Raw genomic sequence first — 26549 nt, forward strand, 5'->3', positions numbered from 1 at the left:
CGACTCCCTGGGTGCAACGTGTGCCAGCCTAACCGACCCGCCCGTGGACTCCCCGCGGGCGGGTCGGGACATCTCAAGGAGTGCTGTCCGGCGTGGGGTCGGGGTCGGGCTCGGGAGCGGCCTGGACGGTCGCCTGGGTCTGCGGCGACGATTCGCTGTCGCGCGTCGTCCCGTTCCCGGATCCAGAGCAGGTGACCGTGTAGCTGACGATCAGCGCCTGGTTCGTGTTGCTGCCCACCTCGAGCTGGACGGGGCGTTCGTTCGGTCCCGCCTTGGCCGTGGACTGACCGGTCGAGGCGAAGATCCCGTTGACCGCCGTGAGGTTGTAGCTGACGACCGATCCGGTACCGGAGGGGCAGGAGAAACCGTCCCAGTTGATCTGCACGGTCGAGCCCGGGGTCACGGTGTCGACGGACGAGCCGTTCACCTGGATCCGGGGTGCCGTGGGGGCGCCGATCTGGATCTGCTCCCCGTAGACCGTGAGCGTCACCGCCTGGGTGGCAGGCACGTTCCCGGTCGGGTCGACCTGGTACACCCGGCCGACCTGATCCGCGGAGGACGCGGCGTTCCCGGTCTGGCAGGAGATGTTCTCCAGCCCCGCCTCGGATGCCACGGCCCTGGCCTCGTCGCAGGTCTTGCCCACGAGCCCCAGTCCGTCCACGTTCACCGCGTTCGAGGTCTGGGTGGGGGCAGGAGTGCTCGCCGTCGGGCGGGGCGCGCTGCTGGCCGGGGAACTGCTCGTGGTGGAGGAATCCGGTGCCGGGTTCCCGAACAGCGCCCAGATCGTTCCGCCCAGGACGATGACGAGCAGGGCGATGAGCGCGATGAGCGGCCACGTCCACGGGCTGCGTTTGCGCTTGGTTGTCTTCTCGGCGGTCGCGGCCGGCGCGGTGCCCGAGGGCAGGAGCTGCGTGGCCATGCCCGTCTCCCCGCCGAAACCGAGCAGTTGGGTCGCGTCGTCGTCGTCGTCGGCGACGCCCGCCGCGACGGCGGGGACGGCGGCGGCTGCGGCGGCGAGGTCGCCACGGCGCAGCGCGCTGGCGGCACGCGCGACCGCGGCCGACGAGGCGGGGCGGTCCTCGGGCTTCTTGGCGATCATCGCCAGGACGAGGTTCTGCACGGGGACCGGCACGGTCGACGGCAGCGGCGGCGGCTGCTCGTTGATCTGCGCCATCGCGATGGCGACCTGGGACTCGCCGGTGAACGGACGCTTCCCCGCCAGGCACTCGTACGCGACGATCCCGAGCGAGTAGGTGTCGGTCGCCGGCGAGGCCGCGTGACCGGACGCCTGCTCGGGCGAGAGGTACTGCACCGTGCCCATGACCTGACCGGTGGCCGTGAGCGGCACCTGGTCGGCGATCCGGGCGATGCCGAAGTCGGTGATCTTCACCCGGCCGTCCGGCGTGATCAGGAGGTTCCCGGGCTTGATGTCGCGGTGCACCAGGCCCGCGGCATGCGCCGCCTGGAGAGCCGACGCGGTCTGGGCGACGATGTCCAGCGTCTTGTCGGTCGAGAGGGGTCCCTCGCGCTCCAGGATCGTGGACAGCGCTTCCCCGGGGACGAGCTCCATGACGAGGAAGGCGGAGCCGTTCTCCTCGCCGTAGTCGAAGACGCTCGCGATCCCTTCGTGGTTCACCAGCGCGGCGTGGCGGGCCTCGGCGCGGAAGCGCTCCAGGAAGCCCGGGTCGCCCATGTACTCGTCTTTGAGGATCTTGATGGCGACGGTCCGGCCGATGACGTGGTCGGTAGCCTCCCACACCTCGCCCATGCCGCCGATGGCGATCCGAGAGTCCAACTCATACCGGCCACCGAAAGTCGCACCCTGCGTCGGTCTCATCTGCCCAGCACCGCCTCCATGACCTTTTTTGCAATGGGAGCCGCGATGGAGCCACCGCTGCCCGACTGACCCTGTCCGCCGCCGTTCTCGACGACGACCGCCACGGCGACCTTCGGGTCCTCCGCCGGTGCGAAACCTGTGAACCAGAGAGAATACGGCGCGCTACCACCGTTCTCCGCGGTACCGGTCTTACCGCCCACTTCGACCCCGTCTATTCTTGCATTCGACGCCACACCCGAACTGACATTGGCGACCATCATCCGCACCATCTCCTCTGCGAGCGGGGATTCCAGCGCCCGTCCGAACTCCGTGCTCTCGGTCTGCTGCTGCACGGACAGATCCGGCCCGATGACCTGGTCCACCATCCGCGGATTCATCACGACCCCGTCGTTGGCGATTCCCGCCGAGACCATCGCCATCTGCAGCGGCGTGGCGATCACCTGACCCTGACCGAAGCCGGTGAGGGCGGTCTGCGGGTCGTCGAGACCGCGCGGGTAGCTCGACGCGGTCGAGGTGAGCGGCATCGTGAACGCGTCGTTGAAGCCGTACTTCTCGGCCTCCTCGCGGATGGCGTCGTCGCCCAGCCGGACGGCCAGCTCCGCCATCGGGATGTTGCAGCTCAGCCGCAGCGCGTCCGCGATCGTGACCTCCTCACCCTCACCGCAGGTGCCGCCGCTGGCGTTGCGCACGGTGGAGCTGGACTGCGGCAACTGGTAGACGGCGGGGTTCGGCAGGGTCGACTCGGGCGTGTACTCGCCGGAGGCCAGCGCCGCCGACACCACCACGAGCTTGAACGTGGACCCGGGCGGGTTGAGTGAACCCGCGATCGCCCGGTTCGAGAGCGGATGCAGCGGATCGGCCTCGAGCGCGTCGTAGGCAGACTGCACGGACTGGATGTCGTGGGAGGCCAGGACGTTCGTGTCGTAGCTGGGCGTGGAGACCATGGCCAGGATCCGGCCGGTGTCCGGCTCGATCGCGACGATCCCGCCCTCGAAGCCCTCGAGGGCGTCGTAGGCGGCCTGCTGGACGCGGGCGTCGAGCGAGAGGACGACGTTCGAGCCCTGCGGCGGCTGTCCCGTGAAGACCTGCTCGACGCGGTTGAAGAACTGGGACCCGCCGGTGCCGCTGAGATCCTGGTTCATGGCCTGCTCGATCCCGGTGGCGGAACCCAGGGCGGCGTTGATGTAGCCGGTGACCGGCGCCCAGATCGCGGGGTCGGTGTAGACCCGCTGCCAGCTGTACACGTCCCCCGAGGGCACGGACGAGGCGATGGCGGTCCCGCTGGCGATGATCGACCCCCGCTGCACCTCGTAGGAGTCGTAGAGGGCGCGCTTGTTGTATCCGTTCTCGCCGAGCGCGTCGGCCTGGACGACCTGGATCCAGCTGGTCGATCCGAACAGGACGAGGAACATCATCAGCATCACGATGCTGAGACGGCGCAGCTCTTTGCTCATCCGATCACCACCCGCGGCTGATTGCGGACGGCGTCCGAGATACGCAGGATGAGCGCGACGATGATCCAGTTCGCCACGAGCGAGGAACCACCCGCCGCGAGGAACGGGGTGGTGAGGCCCGTGAGCGGGATCACCCGGGTCACGCCGCCCACCATGATGAACACCTGCAGGGCGATCGTGAACGAGAGTCCCGTGGCCAGGAGCTTCCCGAAGTCGTCCTGACCGGCGATGCCGACGCGCAGGCCCCGGCTGGTGAACACCATGTAGAGGCAGAGGATGGCGAACACGCCCACGAGACCGAGTTCCTCACCGAGGCTCGGGAAGATGTAATCGCTCTGGGCGAGCGGCGTGAGCGAGGGCCGCCCGCGTCCGAGTCCGGTGCCGAGCAGTCCGCCCTGGGCGAGGCCGAAGATGCCCTGCACGAGCTGGTAGCTGCCGCCGTCCCGGTCGATGATCGCCGGATTGAACGCGTCCAGCCAGTTGGCGAAGCGCCACCCGACGTAGGTGAGCACCTGGGACGCCGCGGCGGCGCCGGCGACGGCGAGACCGAGACCGAGCAGTACCCATCCGGTCTTGCCGGTGGCGACGTACAGCATGGCCACGAACATCCCGAAGATGAGCAGGCCGGTACCCAGGTCGCGTTGCAGCACGATGATGGCCAGGGACACGAGCCAGACGACCAGGATCGGGCCGAGGTCGCGCGCCCGTGGCCAGGTGATGCCGAGGAACCGCGTCCCGACGGAGGTCAGGCTCTCCCGGGTGCGGACCAGATATCCGGCGAAGAAGATCGCCAGCGCGATCTTCGCCAGCTCACCCGGCTGGAACGAGAAGAACCCCAGCGATACCCAGACGTCGGCATTGGCGTCGGTGCCGAGGCCCGGGACGAACGGCAGCAGCAGGAGGGCGACGCCGATGAACCCGGACACGTAGGTGTACCGGAACAGCACCCGGTAGTTGCGCAGGAACAGGACGACGGCGACGGCTGCGGCGATCGCGATGGCCGCCCAGGCCAGCTGACGGGTGGATGCCGCCGCCCAGCCGGACTGACCGAGTTCGAGGTCGATCCGGTAGATCATGGCGAGTCCGAGACCGGTCAGCAGCGTCGCGATCGGCACCACGAACGGGTCCGCGTCCCGCGCCACGAAACGCAGCACGATGTGGAGGGTCAGCGCGAGCACACCGATCCCACCGCAGTAGTAGAGGAAGCTCGGATCGATCGCGTCCGTGGCGCCTAGCTGCACCAGGGCGACCGCGGCACCGTTGACCACGAAGGCGAACAGCAGCAGCCAGAGCTCGCGGTTGCGCTGCTTCTGCGGCATCCGGATGCGTTTGAGTGCCCGCATCACCGCGGTGTCGGGGGCGATCTGCGGTTCGGTCGTCATCCGTCCTCCCCGATCGGAGCGAGGCGTGAGACGATCAGCTTCGCGTCGGCGAGGGAGCGCGCGGAGATGGTGGACTCCACCGTCTGGCGGTCGAACGGACTGAGGTCGGCCAGGGCGATCCCGGTGTCCTCGTACGGGCTGGACAGGCTGATCGGACCGATGCTCTGCTGGACGCCCTGGTAGATGACGACCGAATCGTCGTCCGCGCCGACGAAGTAGCGGGTCTGGGTCCAGTTGTAGCCCAGGAAGAGCGCGCCGGCGATCACCGCGAGCACGAGCACGAAGCCGACGAACCAGCCGACCCGCCGGCGGCGGGCGCGGCGGCGATCCTCTTCGATGAGTTCCTCGAGGAACTCCGGTGCCGGCTCGTAGTGGGTGGGCTCGTTGGCCGCCTGGCGGCCGGGATGCAGCCACGAGGACCGTCCGGATCGGGCGGCGGGCACCTCGATCCCGGAGGGGTTCGAGGCGGAGCCGACGATGGCGGGCGTCCCGGAGAAGACCGGATGGTGCCCGCCGATGTCGACGATGACCATCGTGACGTTGTCGGGGGCGCCACCGTCCAGCGCCTGCTTGAGCAGGACGTCGGCGATGCGGGCTGGGGCGTTGCCCGCGGCCAGCGCCTTCTGGGTGTGCGCGTCGTCCACGACCCCGGAGAGTCCGTCCGAGCACAGCAGCCAGCGATCACCCGGTTGGGTCGGCATGATGAACGTGTCGATCTCGGGGTCGGGATCCATGTCCCCGAGCACGCGCATCAGCACGGATCGACGCGGGTGGTAGCGCGCCTCCTCCGGGGTGATCCGGCCGGAGTCGACGAGACGCTGCACGAACGTGTGGTCGGTCGTGATCTGCGTCAACGCACCGTCACGGAAGAGGTAGATCCTCGAGTCGCCGATGTGCGCGATCACCGCGTAGTCGTCGACCATGAGCAGCGCGCTCACGGTCGTGCCCATGCCGGCGAGCTCGGGGCGGGTGCGCACCGTGTCGATCAGGTCCGTCGCGGTCTCGGTGATGGCCCGCTGCAGGGCGCGTTCGGCATCCGCCGTGTCGGCGAAGGGGCGGTCGAGTTCGGCCAGGCGGGAGACGGCGATGCTCGAGGCGACGTCACCGCCGGCATGCCCGCCCATCCCGTCGGCGACGACGAACAGGTTCGACCCGGCGTACCCGGAGTCCTGGTTGTTGGACCGGACCTTCCCGGTGTGCGAAAGCGCCGCGCTCGATCCTTGGAAGACCATGTCCGGGACTCAGTCCTGCAACTCGAAGGTCGTCGCGCCGACCTTGATCGGTGCGCCGACCAGGACCGGCACCGGTGAGACCACGCGTTCCCCGTTGTGCCAGGTGCCGTTGGTCGAGTCCAGGTCCTGGATCATCCACTGGTCGCCCCACAGCATGAGGCGGGCGTGGTGGGAGGAGGTGTAGTCGTCGCGGATGACGAGGCCGGATTCGCTGGAGCGCCCGATCGTCAGCGGTTCGGTGCCCAGGGGCAGCACGAGGCCCGCCTTCGGGCCGCTCGTGATGACGATGCGGGAGACCGTGTCGGTGGTCGCCTTCCCGCCCTTGCTCTTCTTCGTCGCCGGCTTCGTGGTGCGGGGCGCGGCGGCGGGCGCGGCAGTGGGTGCGGCTCCGGCGGCGGCGGGTTCCGGGAGCTTGCGTACCCGCACCCCGAACAGGTCCGCGCGCAGCGAGTACACGACGGCGAACACGAAGAACCAGAGCAGGACCAGGAACCCGATCTGCAGCAGGAGGAGTGTCAGTTCACTCACGAGGACGATCCTCCCCAGCTGTCGAGGTCACCCACGGTGAAGGCCCGGGTGGCGTCGTCCGAGCGGGGCGGGCGCGGAGCGCCGGAGGACTGCGCGACGATGCGGAACACGATGTCCGTGCGGCCGATCGTGACGGTCGCGTCCGGCGGCAGGGGTGCCTCGGAGATCTTGCGCCCGTTGAGCTTCGTGCCGTTGGTCGACCCCAGATCACGCACCATGGCCCGCTCGCCGTCCCACAGGATCTCGACGTGCTTGCGGCTGGTCCCGGAGTCGGCGATGGTGATGTCCGCGTCGCTGCCGCGTCCGATCACGGTGCGCGCGGCGACCAGCGGATGCCGGGTGCCCTTGATCTCGACGACCGCGCGCCAGCTGACCTGCCCGGACGCAGTCTGCGACTCCACGCGCAACTGGCCGGTCGACAACCGCTCGTCGCGTGCCAGCGTGATCGACAACGGCCCGGCCAGGGAGTATCCCTGTGCGCGGGCGTGCTTGGTGACGAGGGCGTCGAGCTCGTCGGTGAGGGTGCGTCCGATGGCGCGCATCTTCTCGTCGTCCGTCGGGGACAGGAACACGGTGAAGGTGTTGGGCGTCAGGATGCGGTCGCGCGAGACGACCGCCGCCTTCGCGTCGAGCTCGCTGCGGAGGGCGGACGCGATGTCCACAGGCTGGATGCCGCTACGGAAGGTCTTGGCGAACGCACCGTTGACGGCGCGCTCCAGACCTCTCTCGAAGCTGTCAAGTAGTCCCACACGACTCCTCAGGCAGGCAGACCGGGTGGGACCATCGTAGTTGCACGGACGCGTCAGGACGTGAGCATGTGCTGGATCAGGTCCCCGACGCCGGTTTCCCGCGGCTCAGGAGACCCGATCCGGCGTGGTACGATCGGGAAGTTGAGTTCGCGATTCCCCGGAAAAGCGACTCGCGCGAGTGGCGGAATAGGCAGACGCGCTGGCTTCAGGTGCCAGTGCCCGAAAGGGCGTGGGGGTTCAACTCCCCCCTCGCGCACAGCGACGAAATAACCCCGACCAGGGATTTACTGGTCGGGGTTATTTCGTTTTCGGGGTCATGCAACGATCTGTGCAACAGCACGAGCTGTAGACGTGCGTCACCACCGCCTCCCAATCGGGAACCGTGCTCGGAATCTTCGCCGTGCCCACCTGCGTGAAGGTTCTGTACGTTGAGCCATCTCGCAGGATCTCAGGAGAGGCCCCACCTCCGAGGTGGCGTTGACGAGGCGCCGACGGCCCGGGCGCTCCATCCCTCACCTGCGAGGCGGCCTCCCAGTCGGCGAGGTAGCCCCGGAGCTCTGTGACGTCCTCGGCGCTGAACTGACGGGCCCGTCTTCGTCAGCCGGCGTCGCGCCAGGAGTGCCGGGGCTCGTAGCCGAGCAGGCGTCGTGCCTTCGCGATGGACAGTAGCGTCTCGTGCTCCGCGAACTCGCGGGCGATCGGCACGTCGGGGAACACCTCGGCGAGGAGCTCCTTGTTCGGCCGGGACATCACGGTGTCCGCGGCCGCGATGATGAACTGATCGAATCCGGGCGGGGCGACCTCGAGTGCGCGCTGCACGGCCTGGGCACCGTCCCGCGCGTCGATGTACCCCCACAGGTTCCATTTCCGCGCGTACGCGTTCGCGTCGAAGGAGGGGAACGCGGCGTAGTCCTCGGGGTTCATGACGTTCGAGAACCGGAGGGCGGTGAGCGAGAGGTCAGGGTGCCAGCGGACGAGTTCGACCGCCAGCCTCTCCTCCAGCGTCTTCACCAGGGAGTACACGGACTCCGGACGCGGCGCGTACTCCTCGTCGACCGGGACATACGGCGGCGGCACGTCGAACGGCAGGCCGAGGACCGTCTCGCTGGACGCGTACACGATGCGACGGATCCCGAGCCTGACCGCGGCCCAGAACACATTGAAGGTCGCGGTCATGTTGTTGTGGAAGGTCGCGATGTCGCTGCGGATGCCGGGGGCGGGGATGGCCCCGAGGTGGACGACGGCGTCGATGCCGTCGTGGCGGTCTCCGACACCGCCGAGCGCATCGATGACCTGCCCGTAATCGGTCAGGTCCACCTGCACGAAACCGGGTCCGCGTTCGCCGGCGATGTCGAGCCCGATGACGTCATACCCGTTCGCCCGTAGCTCGCGGGCCACCACGGTGCCGAGCTTGCCGGATGATCCTGTTATCGCGATGCGCACCGGTACATCGTCCCACCTCCGCCAGCGGGTGGAGCGGGGCCGGGGCGGCCGGGTCCGCCCGGAGTGATCGAGGCCGTGCCCGCGCCGCGGATCGCCCTGGCCGGGATGAACCTGAGTGTTCGTCCTGTGTCGGCTGCGTGCGGTCTCCGCGGGCGGCAAGGGAGCGTATCCTAGTAATTGCAATTCCGTCATTCCCCCAGTGCCGGGATTTGCGCCCCCTCCGCTCCCCCCAGCTGGAGGGGGCTTCTCTTTTCCCCCGCCGAGCGGGTGGACTTCGGGTGATTTCGCGGAATCCGGGCGAAATCCTCTCCCGGCGACGCGCCCGAGCCAGTAGAGTGATCGCTGTCGCGCTCTGCGCGGCATATCCGGGGGGATCCGTCGACGCCCGGGCCTGTGAGCTCTGCTCGGCCCGGGCGTCGAATGGTTCGTGGCGTCTCCTTCTCTGCAACGTTTCGGTCACCATCTGTCTACCCCTCGCCCCAGGGGCTTCCGGCCGGTACGGTAAGGGGCAATTCCGGCGCACACGGTGCCGGGCAGCACAAGAAGGCATTGCATGAGCACGCAGGGTACGGTCAAGTGGTTCAACTCGGAGAAGGGCTTCGGCTTCATCGCTCCGGACGAGGGCGGCGCTGACGTCTTCGCGCACTTCAGCGCGATCGAGGGCAACGGATACCGCTCGCTGGAAGAGAACCAGCGCGTCGAGTTCGAGGTCGAACAGGGTCCCAAGGGTCTGCAGGCCGCCAGCATCCGCGCGGTCTGAAACGATCAAGGAAGGGGTGGGATGCTTCGGCATCCCACCCCTTCCTTGCGTCTGCGTCAGCCGCCCCTGACCAGTTCCAACCCCGCATCCGCGAACTGCCGCAGCGTCGCGGTGGGCAGGAACGCCCGGGTGAGCCCGAGTCCGATCCGCGCCAGGTCGCTCTCATCGCGGTAGAGGAGGTACATGGTCTCGTACCGCGGGTGGAACTTCTCCTTGAAGCGGTGCAGGGACTGGAACCCGTATACCGGTTCCAGTGCGTCGGCCAGCTTCGCGCTCAGCTCGGCGATGACGCCGGCTCCGGGCGGGTAGTCGTGCGTCAGCGGGGCACCGGAGAGCGACATGATCTGTGCGCCCTCCTCGGAGAAGAGCTTCGCGGACGAACCGATCAGGTACTCCATGACCGGCGGGAACCCGCCATCCCGACGACGCATCAGATCGAGCGTCCAGCCGTGGATGCTCCCGGTCGGACCGTAGACCGGCAGCCAGGAGAGGAAGCCGTCGACGTCCCCGTTCGGGGCGATCGCCAGCGCCAGGCGCACCTCCGGATCCTCGGCCTCGACGAGTGTGCCGAGGGTGAACCCCATCTCCGGCAGGCCCTTGTCTCCCACCCAGCTCTCCGAGATGGCCCGGAGCTGCTGACGGACCCCCCAGCTCTCCTCCTTCACCCGGCTCATCCGGAAGGTCATCTGCTCGCGCTCGGCGCGGTTGAACGAGGAACGCACCGAGTTCCACGCCTTCCCGGTGAACGCGAGTCCCGGGAGGTCCACGATCGTGTCATCGGCGACGATGAGGCTGCGCCAGGTCGGCGGCACGGCCGCTCTCGTCGCCTCGTTGCAGCTGAAGAAGCACGGGATGAGCCCGGCACGCTCGGCATCGTCGATGAACTCCCGTACCGAGTCCGGGCGCCCGGACTCGGCGCCGAGCGGGTCGGCGAGGGCGATGGCCACCCCGGCTCGGTTCTGGTAGGCGACGATCCCGCGCGAGGTGCGCGCGTACCGGTTCCCCTCCCACGTCGTCATCCAGGAGAGCGTGCCGCCGCCGTGGGCGTGCAGCTCCTCCTTCACGTCGTCGACCGTCGGGCGGGGCGGGACGCCGATGTCCGCACCACGGTGCGCGCGGAAGGCGCTGCGGACCCCGATCAGGTACAGCAGGAGGAAGATCCAGGTGGCGCCGGTGGCGAGCGTGAGCGAGGGGTCGCCGTCGATCGCCTCATGCACCTCGGTCCACCCGACGGTGGCGAGCAGCACCACCACGACGACTGTGGTGAGGAGGTTGAGCACGCACAGCAGCACGGCGAGGATCCACGACCAGCGGCGGCCACGGCGCAGACCGTTCGCGATGAGGGCGATCACGACCACGTCCACGGCGATGTCGGCGAAGGATCCGGATGCCGGACTGCTGACCCCGAACGGCCCGTCCGTCGGCACCAGGAGCACGATGATCTCGAGGACGCCCAGTACGACGAGCGAGACGAACGCGACGAGACGCTGCTCGCGCAGCGTCGTGCGCTGCACGCGAAGGGTGCGATCCACGAAGACGACGAGGACGACGGCGAGCAGGTGCTCGATGTCGTCCAGCGTCCCCCAGAAGACCATGGTCACGAAGACGTAGGCCAGCAGCACCAGCCACGCGCGCACCCGCCACGGCGGGACGAACAGGCTGATGGCGGCGGCGAGGCACGCGAAGCTGCCTCCCGACGGCCCGACGTCCAGCGCGGCGCCCTGCGTGAGCGCCCAGTTCCAGCCGAGCGGGGAGAGTGCCCAGAGGAGCAGGGCGGCTCCCAGTACGGCGAAGAGCTGCCCGCCGAAGAAGTACGCGAGGGCGACCAGGGATCCGCGCCGGTACTCGAGGTACGCCATCCCCGCGAAGGTGGCGAGCACGAGGGGATAGACCCAGGTATGGGCGACGAGGAACGTCCCGGTCAGCGGGGTCCACCAGCGGCCCTGCTCCAAAGCGGGCAGGCCGTAGCCCCATGTCTGCAGGCCCGTGCTGTCGGCGAACGACGCCCAGAGCCCCCCGGAGAGGACCCCGACGGCGAGCAGGAGGACGACGACGGCGAGCGTCGCGGGAATGCGTTGCAGGAACCGCAGGGCAGCGGGGCGGGCAGCGGTGTCCGTCGTCATGCGCTCACCCTATCGGCGGGGGAGGAGCGCTCCCGCGGAGGTCAAGCGGTCGGTTCGTCCACCAGCAGCAGGGACCGCAGCGCCGCGACGTCGTCCACGACGGCCTGGGCACCCTCCGACTCGTGCGGCCAGCTGAACCCCCACCGGACGAAGATCACCGGGACGCCGTGGGCGGCCCCGCCGTCGACGTCGTGGTGGCGGTCGCCGATGAGCACCGGGCGGGACACGTCCACGCCGGCGGCCTCCATCCGCCGCAGGGCCTCGGCCACGATGTCCGCCTTGGAGGCGAGCGTCTTCTCATCCGGGGTGGCCCCGGTGATGGCGACGAGTTCTTCGGTGAGACCGAAGAACTCCATCAGTGCCACCACCTGTACCTCGGGCTTGGAGCTGGCCGTGCCCTGCGGCACGCCTGCCGCCGCGAGCTCGTGCACCAGCTCTGCCATTCCGGGGTAGAGCCGGGCGTCCTTCGTGTAGCCGTCGGCCCGGCCCAGGTCGCGGTAGAAGGCGACGGCCTCAGCCGCGCCCTCCGCGGTCATCTTCGCGTGGTGCTGGAAGGAGTCGTACAGCGGCGGACCGATCCAGTGCACGAGTTCGGGGCGGGTCGGCGCGGGCAGTCCGTAGTGGGCGAGCGTGACGGACAGCCGTCGCAGGATGCCGTCGGATGCGTCCACGAGGGTGCCGTCCACATCCCAGAGGATGCAGGTGAAGGGGGAGCGGGCGGTCATGCTCCTACGCTATCCGGGCCCGAGCGGACCGGGGACCGCCGAGCGCACGGACGGGCGCCCCGCCGTCGCCGCGTCGGTCTGGAAGGATGCGGAGGCATGGACGAGGTTCTGATCGGACTGCAGCGCGACGTGGCGGCCGCCTTGAAATCACGGGATCTCCCCGCGCTCAGCGGGCTGCTCGCCGCGCAGGACGCCTCCGTGATCATGCGCCTGCTCGAGCGGGAGGGGGCCGCGGATCGAGCGGTGCTGTACCGGCTGCTCGGCCGGGACGCGGCGCTGGAGGTGTTCGAGCTGCTCGACCCGGGCATGCGTATCGAGTTGTTCCAGGGCCTGCGCGACGAGGACGTCGCGCGCGTCTTCGAGCAGCTGGACCCGGACGATCGTGCTCAGCTGGTCGACGAGCTCCCCGCGGGGGTCGCGCAGAAGCTCATGCGCGGCCTGTCGCCCCGTGAACGCGAGCTCACGGCACCGATCCTCGGGTATCCGAGATCCAGCATCGGCCGCTACATGAGCACGGAGTTCGTCCGGCTGCAACCGCAACTCACCCTGGGCGATGCGCTCAGCCATGTCCGTCACCGCAACGCGGAGGCCGAGACGGTCTACATCCTCCCCGTCACGGACGGAGCGCGACGGGTTCAGGGGGTCGTGGAACTGCGCGAGCTCGTGATGGGGCGCTCGGACGCCCGGGTCGAGGACGTCATGGGCGAGGCGCGGGTCGTGCAGGCGACGGAGGATGCCGAGGTCGCGGCGCGCAGGGTCGTCGATTCCCGGCTCCTGGCGGTCCCCGTCGTCGACAGCGAGAGTCGGCTGGTGGGTCTGCTGACGGTGGACGACGCCGCCCGGATCCTGGAGGACGCCGAGGACGAGGACGCCGCCCGGCAAGGGGCCTCCGAGCCGCTGCGTCGCCCGTACCTGTCCACGAGCGTGCTCGGGATCGTGCGGTCGCGTGTCCTGTGGTTGCTCGTGCTGGCCATCTCGGCGCTGCTCACCGTGCAAGTTCTCGGCTTCTTCGAGGCGACACTCGAGGAGGTGGTCACGCTCGCGCTGTTCGTCCCGTTGCTCACCGGAACGGCGGGGAACACCGGGGCGCAGGCCGCCACGACCGTCACGCGCGCCCTCGCGATGGGGGAGGTGGCCGCTCGGGACGTGCTCCGGGTCGCGTGGCGGGAGGTGCGGGTGGGCGCCATCCTGGGCGGGCTGCTCGGGATGCTGGGGCTGGTGCTGGCCGGACTCGTGTTCGGCATCCGGTTCGGCCTCGTCATCGGGATCACCCTGTTCGCGATCTGCACCCTCGCCGCCTGCGTGGGCGGGGTGATGCCGATGCTGGCCCGGGCCGTGCGCGCCGATCCGGCGGTGTTCAGCACGCCGTTCATCTCGACGTTCTGCGACGCGACGAGCCTGATCCTGTATTTCCTCGTCGCGACCTGGGTGCTCGGGCTGTGAGCACGCCGGCGCCGCGAGCGGGGTCGGGTGTCGTCAGAACAGGCGCGGAACGCCCGATTCGATGCCCTTCATGCCCTCGTAGTCGAGGGTCACGCAATGGATACCGCGGTCGGTGGCGAGCACCCGCGCCTGCGGCTTGATCTCCTGCGCGGCGAACACGCCGCGCACCGGAGCGAGGTGCGGGTCACGACCGAGCAGTTCCAGGTAACGGGTGAGCTGCTCGACGCCGTCGATGTCGCCGCGGCGCTTGACCTCGACGGCGACCGTGCCGCCGGCGGGGTCGCGCAGGAGCAGGTCGACGGGACCGATCGCCGTGGGGAACTCGCGCCGTACCAGGGTGAGGTCCTCGCCGATGACCTCCACCTGCTCGGCGAGCAGGCGCTGCAGGTCCGCTTCCACGCCGTCCTTCTGCAGTCCCGGATCGACGCCCAGCTCGTGCGCGGAGTCGTGCAGCACCTCGTAGATGCGCACCAGCAGCGCGTCGCCGGTCTTGGCGTGGGTGACCCGCCACTGCTCGATCACGCCGGCGCTCGCGGAATCCTCATCCGGCACCTCGGTGACCAGCCGGCAGGGCGGACTCATCCAGTTCAGGGGCTTGTACGAGCCCCCGTCGGAATGCACCAGGAGACTGCCGTCGCCCTTGTGGACGAGCAGGCGGGTCGCGAGGGGCAGGTGCGCGTTGAGGCGACCGGTGTAATCCACGGAGCAGCGGGCGATGACGAGGCGCACCCGAAGAGCCTACCCGCGGCCCGCGCCCGTCCGGCGCGTCGGAGGGGATCCCCGGTCAGTGCTGTCCGGAACCGACGGTCGCCCCGGGGAGCGGTCGGGCGGCAGGAGAGGCGAACCCGGATGCGGCGACCAGGACGACGAGGATGTACAGCGTGTTGAGCAGGCCGATCTGCTCGCTGATGACGCCGAGCAGCGGCGGACCGGCGAGGAAGGCGACGTAGCCGATGGTCGCTGCGGCGCTGACCCGGGCGGCCGCACGGGCGGGGTCGTCACCGGCCGCGGACATACCGAGCGGGAACCCGAGCGATGCCCCGACGCCCCACAGCGCCGCACCGACGAAGACGAGCGGCGTCGTCGGCGCGAGGATGAACAGCAGGAGTCCCGCGACCGCGGCTACGGACAGAACGCGCAGGACGGCCACCCGCCCGAATCGGTCCACGAGGGGCCCGCCGAAGACCCGCACGACCGTCATGCTCACGGAGAAGACGGCGAGACCCAGCGCGCCCATCTCCTGGGGCGCGCCGTGGCCTTCCACGACGCCGAGCGCGAGCCAGTCGTTGGCGCCGCCCTCGGCGAACGCCATCCCCAGCATCACGACGCCGAGCGCGTAGGTGCGCGGCTCGCGCCACGCGGACAGCGTGACGCCCAGGCGCGCCTTCCAGCCCGCCGGTTCCGCGGCGGCGGGATCGCCCGCCTGTGCGCGGTCGGGGACGTTCGCGATGCTCACGCACGCGACCACGGCGATCACCGCCGCGACGATGGAGAGGTGGACGAAGACGTTCGATCCCAGGGAGATGAGCAGTACTCCCAGCCCCGCGCCGACGACCGTGCCGGCGCTGAAGAACGCGTGGAACAACGGCAGCAGCGTACGGCCGGACTCCGTCTCGATCGCGGCGCCCTCGACGTTCATCATCACGTCCAGCGCACCGTTGCCGAAGCCCCACATGACCAGCCCGAGGACCACCAGCGGGACGGACCCGGCGATGTCGGTCCCGAGGCCGATCACGGCGAGGCCGGCAGCGAACACCAGCATCAGCGTGAGCATGCCGCGGCGGGCGCCGAAGCGCGCCACGATGACCGAGCTCACCGAGAGTCCGAGGATCGAGGCCAGCCCGCCCACCAGCAGCACGCCGCCGATCTGCACGTTGTCGATCCCCAGGGCGGCCTTGATCGCGGGCACCCGCGAGGCCCAGGTGGCGATGCTCAGCCCGCTGACCAGGAAGATGGCGAAGATCGCGGTGCGCCAGCGCACGAACTGGGAGCGAGTGAGGACCGTTTCCATCCGATCACCATACCGAATCGATTCGATACCGGCGCGCGGGACGGGCTAGCATCGAGTCACCATGAACGTGCGCCGAGCAACGATCGCCGACGTCGCCCGGCTGGCCGGGGTCGCCGCGTCGACCGCGTCGGTGGTGTTCAGCGGCAAGACCCCGGTGTCCGACGCGACGCGCGAACGGGTCGTGGCCGCGGCGAAGCAGCTCGGCTACACCGGCCCGGATCCGCGCGCGGCGTCGTTGCGCCGCGGACGTTCCGGCATCGTCGGCGTGGTCATCGGGGACCGGCTGCAGAACGCCTTCCGCGATCCGGTGACCACCGTGATGCTGGACGGCCTCGCCGAGGGGATGGCGGAGCAGGATGCGGGGCTCCTGCTCCTGCGGGACGGCGCCGACGGCGGCGAGCCCAGCCTGCGGTCCGCGCCGGCCGACGCCTTCGTGCTCGTCGGCTGCAGCGGCCGGCTGGCCGATTCCCTGGACGCGATCCGCGCCCGCGGCATCCCGGTCGTCGTGATCGAAGGGGATGCGGGGGAGGGGGTCCCGCAGATCCGCCTGGACAACCGCGAGGCGCAGGCGGTGATCGCCCGGCACGTCCGGGATCTCGGCCACGAGCGTGTCGCCCTCGTGACGCTGCAGGCATCCGTGCCCGCCCACGCGGGATGGATCGCCGACGGGGCCCCGATCGCCGTGGACGTCACGCGCGACCGCCTGGCCGGTGCCCGGGACGTGTTCCCGGACGCCCCCGCGTTCGCCGCCGGGGCGAGTTCGATCGACCAGGGCTACGCCGCCGCAGAGGCCGTGCTGGCCGGTCCCGGTCCGCGCCCGACCGCGATCCTCGCCCAGAGCGATCTGCTGGCCGTCGGGGTCATCCGGGCGGTGCAGGATGCCGGCATGGTCGTGCCGGACGACGTGTCCGTCACCGGCTTCGACGGCGTCTGGGTGGACGGTGTCGCGCCGCTCACACTCACGACGATGGTGCAGCCGGCGGCGGAGAAGGGGCGGGCGGCCGGAGCCGCGATCTCGGCGATGCTGGCCGGTGGCCAGCCGGAGTCGATGCTGCTTTCTTCTGCGTTCCGACCGGGGAATACGACGGGGCCGGCGCCGATTTCGCGCGGGGAGCCCGCATCGTCCGTTTAGAATAAAGCGGACACCCCGATCGCCTGAGTCCTCCCGTCCTCCGGAGGCCGACGACCCCGAGGAGGCCGCAATGCTGGTGATCCTCGCTGCATTCGGGATTCTGCCCCTGCTGCTGCCCTGGCTGGTGCGCCGGATCGGCGCGCGTGCCTTCTACGCGGCGGCGGTGCTGCCGATCGGGGCGTTCGGATACACCGTCTGGCTCACCCCACAGGTCCTCGGCGGAGACATTCCCTTCGAGACATACGAGTGGATCCCCAGCCTCGGGATCGCGCTGTCCATGCGGATGGACGTCCTCAGCTGGGTCCTCACCCTCATCGTGACCGGCGTGGGCGCGCTCGTGATGCTCTACTGCCGGTGGTACTTCGAGGGGAAGCATTCGGGGCTCGGACAGTTCTCCGCCGTCCTCCTGGCCTTCGCGGGCGCCATGTACGGGCTCGTGCTGACCGACGACCTCGTCGTGCTGGTGATGTTCTGGGAGGTCACGAGCGTGCTGTCGTACCTGCTCATCGGGTACTACCACGTCCGTGGTGCCAGCCGGCGCGCGGCCCTGCAGGCTCTCTTGGTGACCACGCTCGGCGGGCTCGTCATGCTCATCGGCGTCGTGCTGCTGGTGGTCGAGGCCGGCACCTCGAGCCTGTCCGGCATCCTCGCCGAGGCACCCACGGGTCCGGTCGTCAACGCCGCCCTCGTGATGCTGCTGGTCGGCGCCCTCAGCAAGTCCGCGATCTTCCCCTTCCACTTCTGGCTGCCCGGCGCCATGGCCGCGCCGACCCCGGTCAGCGCTTACCTGCACGCCGCCGCCATGGTGAAGGCGGGCATCTATCTCATCGCCAGGTTCGCCCCGGTGTACGCGATCGCCGAGCCGTGGCGTCCCATCGTCGTCTCGCTCGGTGTGTTCACGATGCTGCTCGGCGGCATCCAGGCCCTCCGTGAGAACGACCTGAAGCGCATCCTCGCGTTCGGCACCGTCAGCCAGCTCGGTTTCCTCACGATCGTGCTCGGGTTCGGTACGCGGGACGCCGCCCTCGGCGGTCTCGCCCTCCTGGTGAGCCACGCCCTCTTCAAGTCCGCGCTCTTCCTCGTGGTCGGCGTCATCGACCGCCAGCTCTCCACACGCGACATCACCGAGTTGTCCGGCGTGGGCCGGCAGGCCCCGACGCTCGCGGTCTTCTCGATCATCGCGGTGTGCTCCATGGCGGGGATCATCCCGACGCTCGGCTTCGTGGCCAAGGAGACCGTGCTCGCCGCCTTCCTCGAGGACCCGTCGCCGTGGGCTCTCGTGGCCCTCATCGGGGTGCTCATCGGGTCGGTGCTCACGATGGCCTACGGCATCCGCTTCGTGTGGGGCGCGTTCTGGACCAAGCGGGACGCATCCGGCGCCGCGCTGCCGCGCACCGAATGGCCCGACCCGCCGGTGGGCTTCCTCGCCGCGCCCGTCATCCTTTCCGGCCTGACGGTCGTCGGCGGCTTTGCCGCCCCCGCGCTCGACACGGCCTTCGCCGGATACGCGGACACCGCGCCGCAGGTGAGCGAGTACACCGCTCACCTGGCGCTCTGGCACGGATGGGAGACCGCGCTCTTCCTGTCGGTCGGCTCCGTGCTGCTCGGCGCGCTCGTGTTCTTCCTCGCCCTGCGCGTGCGCTGGTCGGCGCGCCGGAGGGTGCTCCCGTTCACTGCGGCGGACGTCTACAACGGCGTGCTGCGCGGTATCGCCCGGGTGTCGGTCTGGGTGACGGGTTTCACCCAGCGGGGATCGCTGCCCGTCTACGTGGGAACGATCTTCGTCGTCTTCGTCGCCGCCCAGGGAACCGCCCTGCTGAGCGGTTCGCAGTGGCAGGTGGAGCTGGAGCTCTGGCAGTCGCCCGTGCAGGTGTTCGCCGCGCCGGTGATGATCGTGGCGGGGCTGATCGCCGTGCGGGCGCAGAAGCGCTACACCGGGGTCGTCCTCGTCTCGGTGACCGGACTCGGGATGGTGCTGCTGTTCGCCACGAGCGGCGCCCCCGACCTCGCCCTGACGCAGATCCTCGTCGAGACGGTGACGCTCGTCGCCTTCGCCCTCGTGCTGCGCCGCATCCCGGCTCGGATGGGGGACCACAACGACTCCGTCGCGCCCATCGCACGCGCCGTCCTCGCCGCCGCGGTCGGGCTCACGATGGCACTCGTGGCCATCGTCGCCACCGGTGCCCGCGTCGCCGAGCCGATCTCGCTCCGGTTCCCCGACCTCGCATACGAACTGGGGCATGGACGCAACGTCGTCAACGTCGCACTCGTGGACCTGCGCGGGTGGGACACGATGGGGGAGCTGTCGGTGCTGATCCTCGCCGCGACCGGCGTCGCCTCACTGGTGTTCGTCACGCACCGATCCGACACGCTCTCCGACCTCACCCGACCGCTGCAGACCATGCCCGCGCGGCGCCCGCTGCTCGAGACGTCCGAGGGCCTGCAGCCGCAGGGCGCCGGGGTCACCGGTCGTCGCGCCTGGCTCGTCGGCGGACAGCGCGTCCGCGCCGAGGACCGCTCCATCCTCCTCGAGGTCGTCGTCCGCATCCTCTTCCACACGATCATCATCGTGTCGCTCTACGTCCTGTTCGCCGGGCACAACCTGCCCGGCGGTGGCTTCGCCGGCGGTCTCATCGCCGGGATGGCGCTCGTCATGCGATACGTGGCGGGCGGTCCGTACGAGCTCGGCGCGGCGGCGCCCACGGATGCCGGTCGCCTCCTCGGCGCGGGGATGCTGATCGCGGTGGGAAGCGCCGTCGTCCCGCTGTTCTTCGGCGCCGCGCCCCTGACCAGCACCTTCTTCGAAGCGGAGATCCCGGTGCTCGGCCACGTCGAGTTCGTGACGTCGGCGATCTTCGACGTGGGCGTGTACCTGGTCGTCATCGGACTCGTGCTCGATGTCCTCCGCAGCCTCGGCGCCGAGGTCGACCGGCAGACCAAAGTGCTGCGCGACCGGGGGGTGATCGTGCGATGAACGTCTCCCTCGTGCTCATCATCATCATGGCCGTGCTCTTCGCGTGCGGTGTCTACGCCATGCTCGAGCGCAGCCTCACCCGTGTCCTGATCGGGTTCCTGCTGCTCGGGAACGCGGCGAACCTCCTCCTGCTGATCATGATCGGCGCGCCCGGCGACGCGCCGTTCTTCCAGGAGGGCGCGGATGCCGAGACGTTCTCGGACCCGCTGCCGCAGGCACTCACCCTGACCGCCATCGTGATCACGTTCGCCGTCTCGGCCTTCCTCCTCGCCCTCATCTACCGCTCTTGGCAGCTCGGCCAGGCGGACACGGTCGAGGACGACGTCGTGGATGTGGCCGTGCGCCGGCGCAGCGCGGAGGCCGACGAGGAGATGGACGAGGAGATCACCGAGGAGGACGACGACGCGACGACGGACTTCGTGGATGTGGCGAGCCTGCCCATCACGGTCCTCGGCAGCCGCGACGTGCCCGGACTCCGCGAGGACGCCCCGGTTGACCGGGGATACCTGCCCCGCACTGACGACGACGACCCGGACGGAGGCACGCGATGAGCGCCCTCGTCCCGCTGCTGGTCACCCTGCCCCTGATCGGGGCGGCCCTGACCCTCGTCTTCGGCCGCCGCCGCCGCATCCAGGTCGCCGTGTCGATCACGACGCTGACCGCCGTCATGGTGATCGCGGCCGTGCTGCTCACGGTCGTCGACAGCGGCACCCCGCTGGCGGTCGCGGTAGGCGGGTGGCCCATCCCCTTCGGGATCGTCCTGTACGTCGACCGGCTCGCGGCACTGCTCGTACTCATCTCGAGCATCGTGCTGCTGGCCGTCCTCCTGTTCTCGGTGGGACAGGGTGCCGCCGACGGCGATGACGAGACGCCGGTCTCGATCTTCCACCCCTCGTACCTGATCCTCGCGGCCGGCATCTTCAACGCCTTCATCGCGGGGGACCTGTTCAACCTGTACGTCGGGTTCGAGATCCTCCTGGTCGCCTCCTACGTGCTGATCACCCTCGGCGGGACGGCGCCCCGCATCCGTGCCGGAGTGGTCTACATCGTCGTCTCGCTCGTCTCGTCGATCCTGTTCCTGGCGGCGATCGCGATGATCTACGGCGCCCTCGGCACGGTGAACATGGCGCAGATCGCTGAACGGATGGCGGAGCTGCCGCAGGACGTGCAGCTCGTCCTGCACTTGATGCTGCTGCTCGCCTTCAGCATCAAGGCGGCGGTCTTCCCGCTCTCGTTCTGGCTGCCGGACTCGTACCCGACCGCCCCGGCGCCCGTGACGGCCGTGTTCGCCGGGTTGCTGACGAAGGTCGGCGTCTACGCGATGATCCGCACCGAGACGCAGCTGTTCCGCGACAACGACGTGAACACGCTCCTGCTGATCGTCGCCCTCGCCACGATGATCGTCGGCGTGCTGGGCGCGGTCGCGCAGGCGGAGATGAAACGCATCCTGTCGTTCACCCTGGTCAGCCACATCGGCTACATGGTGTTCGGGCTCGCCATCGCGACGCCGGCCGCGATCGGGGCGACGATCTACTACATGATCCACCACATCGTGGTGCAGACGACCCTCTTCCTCGCCGTGGGGCTCATCGAGCGACGCGCCGGGACCACCTCGATCCTCAAGCTGAAGGGGCTGATGCGCGCGGCGCCGATCATCGCGGTGCTGTACTTCATCCCCGCAGTCAACCTGGGCGGCCTCCCGCCGTTCTCCGGCTTCATCGGCAAGTACGCCCTGTTCGACGCCGCCGCCGAGGTGGGCACGCCGCTCATGATCGTGCTCATCGTCGGCGGGATCGTCACCTCGCTGCTCACCCTGTACTCGCTCATGCGCGCATGGAACCTCGGCTTCTGGCGCGAGGACGGCACCGAGGAGCCGGAGGTCGAGGCCCGCGTCGAGTACCTGGGCCACTCGCCGGCCGCGGGTGTGCAGACCGAGCGGCGCGTGATCCCGCGGGTGATGACCGCCGCCACCGCCGGCATGGTCGCCGTGACTTTGGCGCTGACGGTGTTCGCGGGTCCCCTCTACGACATGTGCGCCCGCATCGGCGAAGGCCTGTTGCAGCCCGTCCACATCTCGCAGCTCGATGACACCCCCTCCGCGGAGGTGGCACCGTGAGCCCGACCACCCGCAAGACCCGCTGGACGCAGGTGTGGCGGCAGCTGCCCTTCTTCGTGTGGCTGATCGCGCTGTGGATGCTGCTGTGGGGACAGTTCACCGTGGTGGCGTTCGTGACGGGGCTGCTCGCTGCGATCTTCGTCACCCGCGTCTTCCAGCTGCCGCCGGTGGAGCTGTCCGGCCGGGTGCATCTCTGGCACGGACTGGTCTTCATCGCCACGTTCAGCGTCGCGCTCGTGCGCGGTTCGCTCACCGTCGCCTGGCAGGTCATCAACCCCCAGCACTATCCGGGAACCGCCATCATCGCCGTGCCGATGCGGACGGACGACGACCTGATCCTCTCGCACACCGCGGTCACCGCATCCCTCATCCCGGGGTCGCTCATCATCGACATCGACCGCGACCGCCGCATCCTCTACCTGCATGTCATCGGGGTGCGGTCGGACGAGGACGTCGAGGCGCAGCGGCGAAGCGTGCAGGAGTGGGAGCGCCGGATCGTGCGCGCCCTGGGTTCGCGGGTGCAGGTCGCGCAGGTCATGGCCGAGAGCGAGGCATCATCGTGAACGTCCTTCTCATGGCGATCTACGTGATCTTCGCGGTCGCCGCGATCCTCACCGTCTGGCGCATCGTGCGCGGACCGTCCATCCTGGACCGCGCGGTCGCCTCGGACGTGCTGCTGACCGAATTGATGTGCGTGCTGGGGGCCGAGATGGCGATCAACGGACACACCGCGACCCTTCCGGTGCTGCTGGTCATCGCCGCCATCGGCGTGTTCGGGTCGATCTCGATCGCCCGGTTCGTCGCACGCAGGGACGGATCGAACTGATGCGCGTCTGGAACACGGTCCTCGCCGCCGCCTCCGACTCGACCATCGCGGAGGTCACCGGCCCCTGGGATGCGGTGCTGGACGTCACCGTGCTCGTCCTCATCCTGATCGGCGCCCTGCTCTGCCTGACGGCCGCGATCGGCCTGCTGCGCTTCCACGACGTGCCGACCCGCCTGCACGCCGCGACGAAGCCGCAGGTGCTCGGGCTGATCCTGATCTGCCTGGCCATCGCGCTGTCCGCGCGTTCCTGGCCCGTGGTCGCCTTCCTCGTGCCGATCGTTCTGGTCCAGCTCGCGACGGCCCCGTTGTCCGCTCACATGGTGGCGCGGCAGTCGTACCGGAACGGGACGGTGGACGAGGCCGGTCTGTACGTGGACGAGCTGGCCGATTCGCGGCGGACACCGCCCGCATCCGGCGGCTGAGTCCGCGTCACCGGCAATCTTTCTCCCGCGAGACAGCACGCTACGCACGAGACTGCGGCTGGTTACGTCTGTTTCGTGCTGCCGATGCAGTCTCGCGGGGAAGGAGACCCCTGGCCGACGGGACGGTGGAAGCCGGGGGCGCGTCAGCTCATCAGGCTGGGGGCGAGGTCGCGGAGCGTTCGACGGTGCGTCATCCGTGTGACCCCGATGGCGGCGAGCAGGAGCGCGACCGCCGTCCAGATCAGCATGATCCCGGCATCGCCCGCGATCCGGCCGAGGTCCCCGCCGTACATCAGCTGGCGCATCGCATCCACCACGAAACCCATCGGCAGGATGTGATGGAGCCCGGTGAGCGGTGTCGGGAGGGTCTGCCAAGGGAACGTTCCGCCCGCGGTCACGAGCTGCAGCACCATCAGCACGAGCCCGAGGAACTGGCCCACGGACCCGAGCCAGACGTTCAGGGCCAGGATGATGGCTGCGTACGTGAGCGCGGCGAGCACCATGATCCCCAGAGTGGCGAGCGGGTTCGCGAAGGTGAAGCCGAGAGCGATGGAGAGCACGCCGAACAGCGCCACCATCTGGACGCCGCCGAGGAGCCCCGGTGTCAGCCACCCGGCGAGCGTGATGCGCACGGGGGAGTGCAGGGCGGTCACCGCACGTCGTGACACCGGTTTCACGATCAGGAAGAGCGCGTAGATGCCGATCCACCCGGCGAGGGCGGCGAAGAACGGCGCGAGACCTGCCCCGTAGTCGGCGGCGGCGGCGACCTTGCTCGATTCGATCAGCACGGGGTCGGAGATGGTCGTCGCCTGCTGCTCGCGCAGCGACTCGTCCGTCTCCGGGATCTGCGTCACCCCCGACGCGAGTCCATCGCGCAGGGTTCCGGCTCCGTCCGCCAGTGCGCTCAGACCGGTCGCGAGTGTCCCCACACCGTCCCGCAGCTGACCGCTGGCGGATGCGGCCGCCTCCGTACCGCTCGCGAGCTGCGCGGTGCCGTCGGCCAGCTGCGCAGCGCCGTCGGCGACCTGTGCGGCGCCCTCCGCCAGGCGGTCGACCTGCCCGACCGCCGCCTGCACGGAGTCGTTCGCCGAGGTGATGCGTGTGCCCAGCGGATCGAGCTGTGCGAGCACGTCGGCGATCTCCTCCGGGGTGAGGCCGCGGGCGGCCATCTCGTCGGCGAGGGCGGCGCGCACCTCGGGAAGGGCGTCGACGGCGCTCTGCGCGGCGGCGGCGGCGCGGTCGGCGTAGCCGTCCAGGGCGGCGGTGCCGTCGGCCACCTGCCGGGTCCCGGAGGCCACCTGCGCGGCGCCGGATGCGGCATCCGCGGCGCCGGAGGCGAGGGTGGCGGTGCCGTCGGCGAGCTGGCCCGCCCCGTCCCCGAGGCGGCCCGCACCGGAGACGGCATCCACCGCTCCGGAGGTCAGCTCACCGGCACCGTCGGCAGCCGTCTGCAAGCTGTCCCGGACGTCGGACAGCGCGGTCAGCAGGCGGAGCGCCGCCTGGTCGCCGACCAGCTTCGCCACCGAGGACCGGATGCGTTCGATCGCCTGGGCGCCGATGGTCGAGGCGAGGTAGTTGTTGGCGTCGTTCGTGGCGAGTTCCAGCGTGGCCTGGCGCGGTTCATCGCCGGCCGGGGAGACCAGCGCGTCGGAGAAGTCGGTGGGGATCGTGACCGTGAAATCCACCGCTCCCTGCTCCAGGGCCGCAGCGGCGCCGGCAGCCGGCATCCGCTGCCAGTCGAACGCGCCGTCCTCGACGAGGCTCTCCGCGACCCGATCGCCGTAGTTGGTCACGACGCCGGACTCGTCGACACCGCTGTCCTCCACGACGAGGGCGACCGGCACCTGGTCCAGCCGTGCGTACGGGTCCTGGTTCGCCCACAGGTAGAGACCGCCGTAGAGCACCGGGACGCAGATGAGAGCGGCGAGAGCGAGTACCGACATCCGGCTCGACGTGAGACGGCGCAGTTCCGCCAGGATCATGGCCGGGATCTTCATGCCGTCACCTCCACGGGCTCGTCCTGCGCCGCATCCGAGACGAGCGGAGCGGCGGGTCGGGCGAGGGTCGCGCGTCCGGCCAGGACCGTCCCGGATGCTTCGCCCGCCACCACCAGCACGGCGTACCCGCGCCCGGCGAACTCCTCGGCGAGGTCCCACCACACCCGCGGATCGCCGCCGTGCCGGTCGGGGGACACCAGCACGATGCCCTCCACCCCGTCCCGGAGGACGGCGAGCTCGAGCAGCATCCGCAGCCGATCCGCAGGGCGGACGTCGGCGATCGGCACGCGCAGGTGCTCCGCCTGGCCGTGCTCGCGGAGCCAGGCGCGCGTGGCCTTCGGGTTCGAGGGGCGCCCCGCGAACATGAGCTCCTCCGCGACGACCGTGCCGACCGTGACGTTCGGCGCCGGCTCGGACACCTGGGGCGCATCCACGAGAGCGACCCGCCGTCGCAGCGCCGAGGCGTTCGCGGCGCCGTCGATCGTCACGGAGCCGGCGTCCGGCTGCATCCGTCCACTCGCGATGAGTCCGAGGACGGTGGGACGCTGCTCGGTCTCCGCGATCGCGAGGCGCGCCTCCCGGGAGGCGTAGGAGAGGGACGTGGCGGGCAGGGCCTGCCCGCGCCGCCCCTTCGTGACATGGGAGAGGTCGACGTGCATCATTCGGGTCCGGTCAGGTCGGGGTGGGCGGACAGCAACTCGTCACTCTCCCGCCAGGACAGTCCGGCGACGCTGAGCACGGTGCGCACGGCCAGGAGGCGGGCGGCGGCGGCGGAGGAGGTCTCGAGCCGGATGATGATCATCCGGCCGGTCTCCTCGATCAGCCGGGCGAGGGTGCCGGCGGGGATGTCCGTGCGGAGGGACCGCGCCTCCTGCCCGGCGAGGACGAGGTCGAGGAGCCGTCGGCGCAGGGGGGCGAGGGCGGCGGCGGTGTGCTGGACGTGTGCGTCGTCCAGGGCGATCGCCGCGGCCACCTGCACCTGCGCCGCCTCGTCCCACAGCCGAGCGGTGAGGCGGGCGATGGCGATGGGCGCACCGGCGCCGTCATCCGCGGGTACGGCCGCGGCGATGGCGTTGAACCGCTCGGCGCCCAGCCGCACGAGCTCGCCGAGCAGCGCCTCGCGGTCGGCGAAGTGGCCGTAGACGGCACGACGGCTGAGGCCCGCCTCGCGGGCGATGGCCTCCATCGATGCGTGGGCGTCGCGCCCCAGAAGGCGCTCGGCGGCGGTCAACAGCGTCGCGCGGTTGCGTTCGGCGTCACGGCGGAGGGCGCGCGCGGGGAGGGCGGACATGCGTCCCATTGTAGAGCTAACATGCACACGTCTGTGCACATTATGGCTTGCTCACAGCGAACCGGATGCCGCGGAAAAGCGCGCGCTCGCGGGCCTGCCGACGA

23 protein-coding genes and 1 tRNA gene are annotated in these 26549 nt (G+C 70.0%); 10 read left to right on the forward strand and 14 right to left on the reverse strand.

Going from position 1 to position 26549, the window contains the following annotated elements:
* Positions 1 to 73 precede the first annotated feature (73 nt).
* From F6J84_RS00100 to F6J84_RS00125, 6 genes are read right to left on the reverse strand one after another with little or no spacing between them, the layout of a single operon-like run.
* Positions 74 to 1837, reverse strand: coding sequence for a protein kinase domain-containing protein (locus F6J84_RS00100; protein ID WP_150970355.1), 1764 nt, complete (start codon positions 1835 to 1837; stop codon positions 74 to 76).
* Positions 1834 to 3291 carry a peptidoglycan D,D-transpeptidase FtsI family protein gene (locus tag F6J84_RS00105; RefSeq protein ID WP_150970357.1) on the reverse strand — a complete coding sequence of 486 codons (1458 nt, stop codon included), beginning with the start codon at positions 3289 to 3291 and terminating at the stop codon, positions 1834 to 1836. Before F6J84_RS00105 ends, F6J84_RS00100 begins: the two co-directional genes overlap by 4 nt.
* Positions 3288 to 4673, reverse strand: coding sequence for an FtsW/RodA/SpoVE family cell cycle protein (locus tag F6J84_RS00110; RefSeq protein ID WP_150970359.1), 1386 nt, complete (start codon positions 4671 to 4673; stop codon positions 3288 to 3290). The genes F6J84_RS00105 and F6J84_RS00110 overlap by 4 nt, the downstream gene beginning before the upstream one ends.
* Entirely contained in the window at positions 4670 to 5905 is a 1236-nt protein-coding gene (locus F6J84_RS00115; RefSeq protein ID WP_150970361.1) for a Stp1/IreP family PP2C-type Ser/Thr phosphatase, read from the reverse strand. The genes F6J84_RS00110 and F6J84_RS00115 overlap by 4 nt, the downstream gene beginning before the upstream one ends.
* 9 nt (positions 5906 to 5914) lie before the next feature.
* Positions 5915 to 6433: an FHA domain-containing protein FhaB/FipA gene (locus tag F6J84_RS00120; protein ID WP_150970362.1), complete on the reverse strand. Its 519-nt coding sequence runs from the start codon at positions 6431 to 6433 to the stop codon at positions 5915 to 5917.
* Positions 6430 to 7182: an FhaA domain-containing protein gene (locus tag F6J84_RS00125; RefSeq protein WP_150970364.1), complete on the reverse strand. Its 753-nt coding sequence runs from the start codon at positions 7180 to 7182 to the stop codon at positions 6430 to 6432. Before F6J84_RS00125 ends, F6J84_RS00120 begins: the two co-directional genes overlap by 4 nt.
* Before the next feature lie 172 nt (positions 7183 to 7354).
* Here F6J84_RS00125 and F6J84_RS00130 point away from each other — a divergent pair.
* Positions 7355 to 7438, forward strand: a tRNA-Leu gene (locus tag F6J84_RS00130).
* 341 nt (positions 7439 to 7779) lie between these two features.
* Here F6J84_RS00130 and F6J84_RS00135 read toward each other — a convergent pair.
* Positions 7780 to 8625 (reverse strand): NAD-dependent epimerase/dehydratase family protein, encoded by an 846-nt coding sequence (locus F6J84_RS00135; RefSeq protein ID WP_150970366.1) that lies wholly within the window; start codon positions 8623 to 8625, stop codon positions 7780 to 7782.
* Positions 8626 to 9178: 553 nt separating this feature from the next.
* On the opposite strand from F6J84_RS00135, the gene F6J84_RS00140 reads away from it, so the two are divergent.
* Positions 9179 to 9385 carry a cold-shock protein gene (locus tag F6J84_RS00140; protein WP_150892811.1) on the forward strand — a complete coding sequence of 69 codons (207 nt, stop codon included), beginning with the start codon at positions 9179 to 9181 and terminating at the stop codon, positions 9383 to 9385.
* 56 nt (positions 9386 to 9441) lie between these two features.
* Here F6J84_RS00140 and F6J84_RS00145 read toward each other — a convergent pair whose 3' ends face one another.
* A complete protein-coding gene (locus F6J84_RS00145; RefSeq protein WP_150970368.1) occupies positions 9442 to 11508 on the reverse strand; it encodes a bifunctional lysylphosphatidylglycerol flippase/synthetase MprF in 2067 nt (688 codons plus the stop codon).
* Positions 11509 to 11549: 41 nt separating this feature from the next.
* A complete protein-coding gene (locus F6J84_RS00150) occupies positions 11550 to 12233 on the reverse strand; it encodes an HAD hydrolase-like protein (RefSeq protein WP_150970370.1) in 684 nt (227 codons plus the stop codon).
* A gap of 96 nt (positions 12234 to 12329) precedes the next feature.
* Here F6J84_RS00150 and mgtE point away from each other — a divergent pair, with 96 nt between their 5' ends.
* A complete protein-coding gene (mgtE, locus tag F6J84_RS00155) occupies positions 12330 to 13676 on the forward strand; it encodes a magnesium transporter (RefSeq protein WP_150970372.1) in 1347 nt (448 codons plus the stop codon).
* Between the two features lie 33 nt (positions 13677 to 13709).
* On the opposite strand, the gene nucS is transcribed toward mgtE, so the two are convergent.
* Positions 13710 to 14405: an endonuclease NucS gene (gene nucS / locus F6J84_RS00160; protein WP_150970375.1), complete on the reverse strand. Its 696-nt coding sequence runs from the start codon at positions 14403 to 14405 to the stop codon at positions 13710 to 13712.
* 55 nt (positions 14406 to 14460) lie between these two features.
* Entirely contained in the window at positions 14461 to 15687 is a 1227-nt protein-coding gene (locus F6J84_RS00165) for an MFS transporter (RefSeq protein WP_150970376.1), read from the reverse strand.
* A gap of 61 nt (positions 15688 to 15748) precedes the next feature.
* Here F6J84_RS00165 and F6J84_RS00170 point away from each other — a divergent pair, with 61 nt between their 5' ends.
* From F6J84_RS00170 to mnhG, 7 genes are all read left to right on the forward strand, one after another.
* Positions 15749 to 16819: a LacI family DNA-binding transcriptional regulator gene (locus tag F6J84_RS00170; protein ID WP_150970378.1), complete on the forward strand. Its 1071-nt coding sequence runs from the start codon at positions 15749 to 15751 to the stop codon at positions 16817 to 16819.
* A gap of 70 nt (positions 16820 to 16889) precedes the next feature.
* Entirely contained in the window at positions 16890 to 19793 is a 2904-nt protein-coding gene (locus F6J84_RS00175) for a Na+/H+ antiporter subunit A (RefSeq protein ID WP_150970381.1), read from the forward strand.
* Complete coding sequence (locus F6J84_RS00180) at positions 19790 to 20344, forward strand: Na(+)/H(+) antiporter subunit C (RefSeq protein WP_150970383.1); 555 nt, start codon at positions 19790 to 19792, stop codon at positions 20342 to 20344. Before F6J84_RS00175 ends, F6J84_RS00180 begins: the two co-directional genes overlap by 4 nt.
* Positions 20341 to 21909 (forward strand): Na+/H+ antiporter subunit D, encoded by a 1569-nt coding sequence (locus F6J84_RS00185; RefSeq protein WP_150970386.1) that lies wholly within the window; start codon positions 20341 to 20343, stop codon positions 21907 to 21909. Before F6J84_RS00180 ends, F6J84_RS00185 begins: the two co-directional genes overlap by 4 nt.
* Positions 21906 to 22472 (forward strand): Na+/H+ antiporter subunit E, encoded by a 567-nt coding sequence (locus tag F6J84_RS00190; RefSeq protein ID WP_150970388.1) that lies wholly within the window; start codon positions 21906 to 21908, stop codon positions 22470 to 22472. Before F6J84_RS00185 ends, F6J84_RS00190 begins: the two co-directional genes overlap by 4 nt.
* Positions 22469 to 22735, forward strand: a complete 267-nt coding sequence (locus tag F6J84_RS00195; RefSeq protein WP_150970391.1) for an MrpF/PhaF family protein — start codon at positions 22469 to 22471, stop codon at positions 22733 to 22735. The genes F6J84_RS00190 and F6J84_RS00195 overlap by 4 nt, the downstream gene beginning before the upstream one ends.
* On the forward strand, positions 22735 to 23157 hold the full coding sequence (gene mnhG / locus F6J84_RS00200; RefSeq protein WP_150970393.1) for a monovalent cation/H(+) antiporter subunit G: 423 nt from the start codon (positions 22735 to 22737) through the stop codon (positions 23155 to 23157). The genes F6J84_RS00195 and mnhG overlap by 1 nt, the downstream gene beginning before the upstream one ends.
* Positions 23158 to 23300: 143 nt before the next feature.
* On the opposite strand, the gene F6J84_RS00205 is transcribed toward mnhG, so the two are convergent.
* The 3 genes from F6J84_RS00205 to F6J84_RS00215 are packed head-to-tail and all read right to left on the reverse strand — an operon-like array spanning position 23301 to position 26445.
* Complete coding sequence (locus F6J84_RS00205) at positions 23301 to 25154, reverse strand: YhgE/Pip family protein (protein WP_150970395.1); 1854 nt, start codon at positions 25152 to 25154, stop codon at positions 23301 to 23303.
* Entirely contained in the window at positions 25151 to 25816 is a 666-nt protein-coding gene (locus tag F6J84_RS00210; protein ID WP_238702541.1) for a hypothetical protein, read from the reverse strand. The genes F6J84_RS00205 and F6J84_RS00210 overlap by 4 nt, the downstream gene beginning before the upstream one ends.
* Positions 25813 to 26445, reverse strand: a complete 633-nt coding sequence (locus F6J84_RS00215; protein ID WP_150970397.1) for a TetR/AcrR family transcriptional regulator — start codon at positions 26443 to 26445, stop codon at positions 25813 to 25815. Before F6J84_RS00215 ends, F6J84_RS00210 begins: the two co-directional genes overlap by 4 nt.
* Between the last annotated feature and the right edge of the window lie 104 nt (positions 26446 to 26549).

Origin of the sequence: Microbacterium caowuchunii, from assembly GCF_008727755.1 — a bacterium.
Lineage (GTDB): Bacteria > Actinomycetota > Actinomycetes > Actinomycetales > Microbacteriaceae > Microbacterium > Microbacterium caowuchunii.

Excerpts from the sequence above, each read along its gene's own strand:
- F6J84_RS00165 (WP_150970376.1), bottom strand. The coding sequence starts at position 15,687 with ATGGAAACGGTCCTCACTCGCTCCCAGTTCGTGCGCTGGCGCACCGCG.
- F6J84_RS00145 (WP_150970368.1), bottom strand. The coding sequence starts at position 11,508 with ATGACGACGGACACCGCTGCCCGCCCCGCTGCCCTGCGGTTCCTGCAA.
- F6J84_RS00215 (WP_150970397.1), bottom strand. The coding sequence starts at position 26,445 with ATGTCCGCCCTCCCCGCGCGCGCCCTCCGCCGTGACGCCGAACGCAAC.
- F6J84_RS00100 (WP_150970355.1), bottom strand. The coding sequence starts at position 1,837 with ATGAGACCGACGCAGGGTGCGACTTTCGGTGGCCGGTATGAGTTGGAC.
- F6J84_RS00110 (WP_150970359.1), bottom strand. The coding sequence starts at position 4,673 with ATGACGACCGAACCGCAGATCGCCCCCGACACCGCGGTGATGCGGGCA.
- F6J84_RS00205 (WP_150970395.1), bottom strand. The coding sequence starts at position 25,154 with ATGAAGATCCCGGCCATGATCCTGGCGGAACTGCGCCGTCTCACGTCG.
- F6J84_RS00180 (WP_150970383.1), top strand. The coding sequence starts at position 19,790 with ATGAACGTCTCCCTCGTGCTCATCATCATCATGGCCGTGCTCTTCGCG.
- F6J84_RS00150 (WP_150970370.1), bottom strand. The coding sequence starts at position 12,233 with ATGACCGCCCGCTCCCCCTTCACCTGCATCCTCTGGGATGTGGACGGC.
- F6J84_RS00175 (WP_150970381.1), top strand. The coding sequence starts at position 16,890 with ATGCTGGTGATCCTCGCTGCATTCGGGATTCTGCCCCTGCTGCTGCCC.
- F6J84_RS00170 (WP_150970378.1), top strand. The coding sequence starts at position 15,749 with ATGAACGTGCGCCGAGCAACGATCGCCGACGTCGCCCGGCTGGCCGGG.
- F6J84_RS00185 (WP_150970386.1), top strand. The coding sequence starts at position 20,341 with ATGAGCGCCCTCGTCCCGCTGCTGGTCACCCTGCCCCTGATCGGGGCG.
- F6J84_RS00105 (WP_150970357.1), bottom strand. The coding sequence starts at position 3,291 with ATGAGCAAAGAGCTGCGCCGTCTCAGCATCGTGATGCTGATGATGTTC.
- F6J84_RS00115 (WP_150970361.1), bottom strand. The coding sequence starts at position 5,905 with ATGGTCTTCCAAGGATCGAGCGCGGCGCTTTCGCACACCGGGAAGGTC.
- mnhG (WP_150970393.1), top strand. The coding sequence starts at position 22,735 with ATGCGCGTCTGGAACACGGTCCTCGCCGCCGCCTCCGACTCGACCATC.
- mgtE (WP_150970372.1), top strand. The coding sequence starts at position 12,330 with ATGGACGAGGTTCTGATCGGACTGCAGCGCGACGTGGCGGCCGCCTTG.
- F6J84_RS00210 (WP_238702541.1), bottom strand. The coding sequence starts at position 25,816 with ATGATGCACGTCGACCTCTCCCATGTCACGAAGGGGCGGCGCGGGCAG.
- F6J84_RS00140 (WP_150892811.1), top strand. The coding sequence starts at position 9,179 with ATGAGCACGCAGGGTACGGTCAAGTGGTTCAACTCGGAGAAGGGCTTC.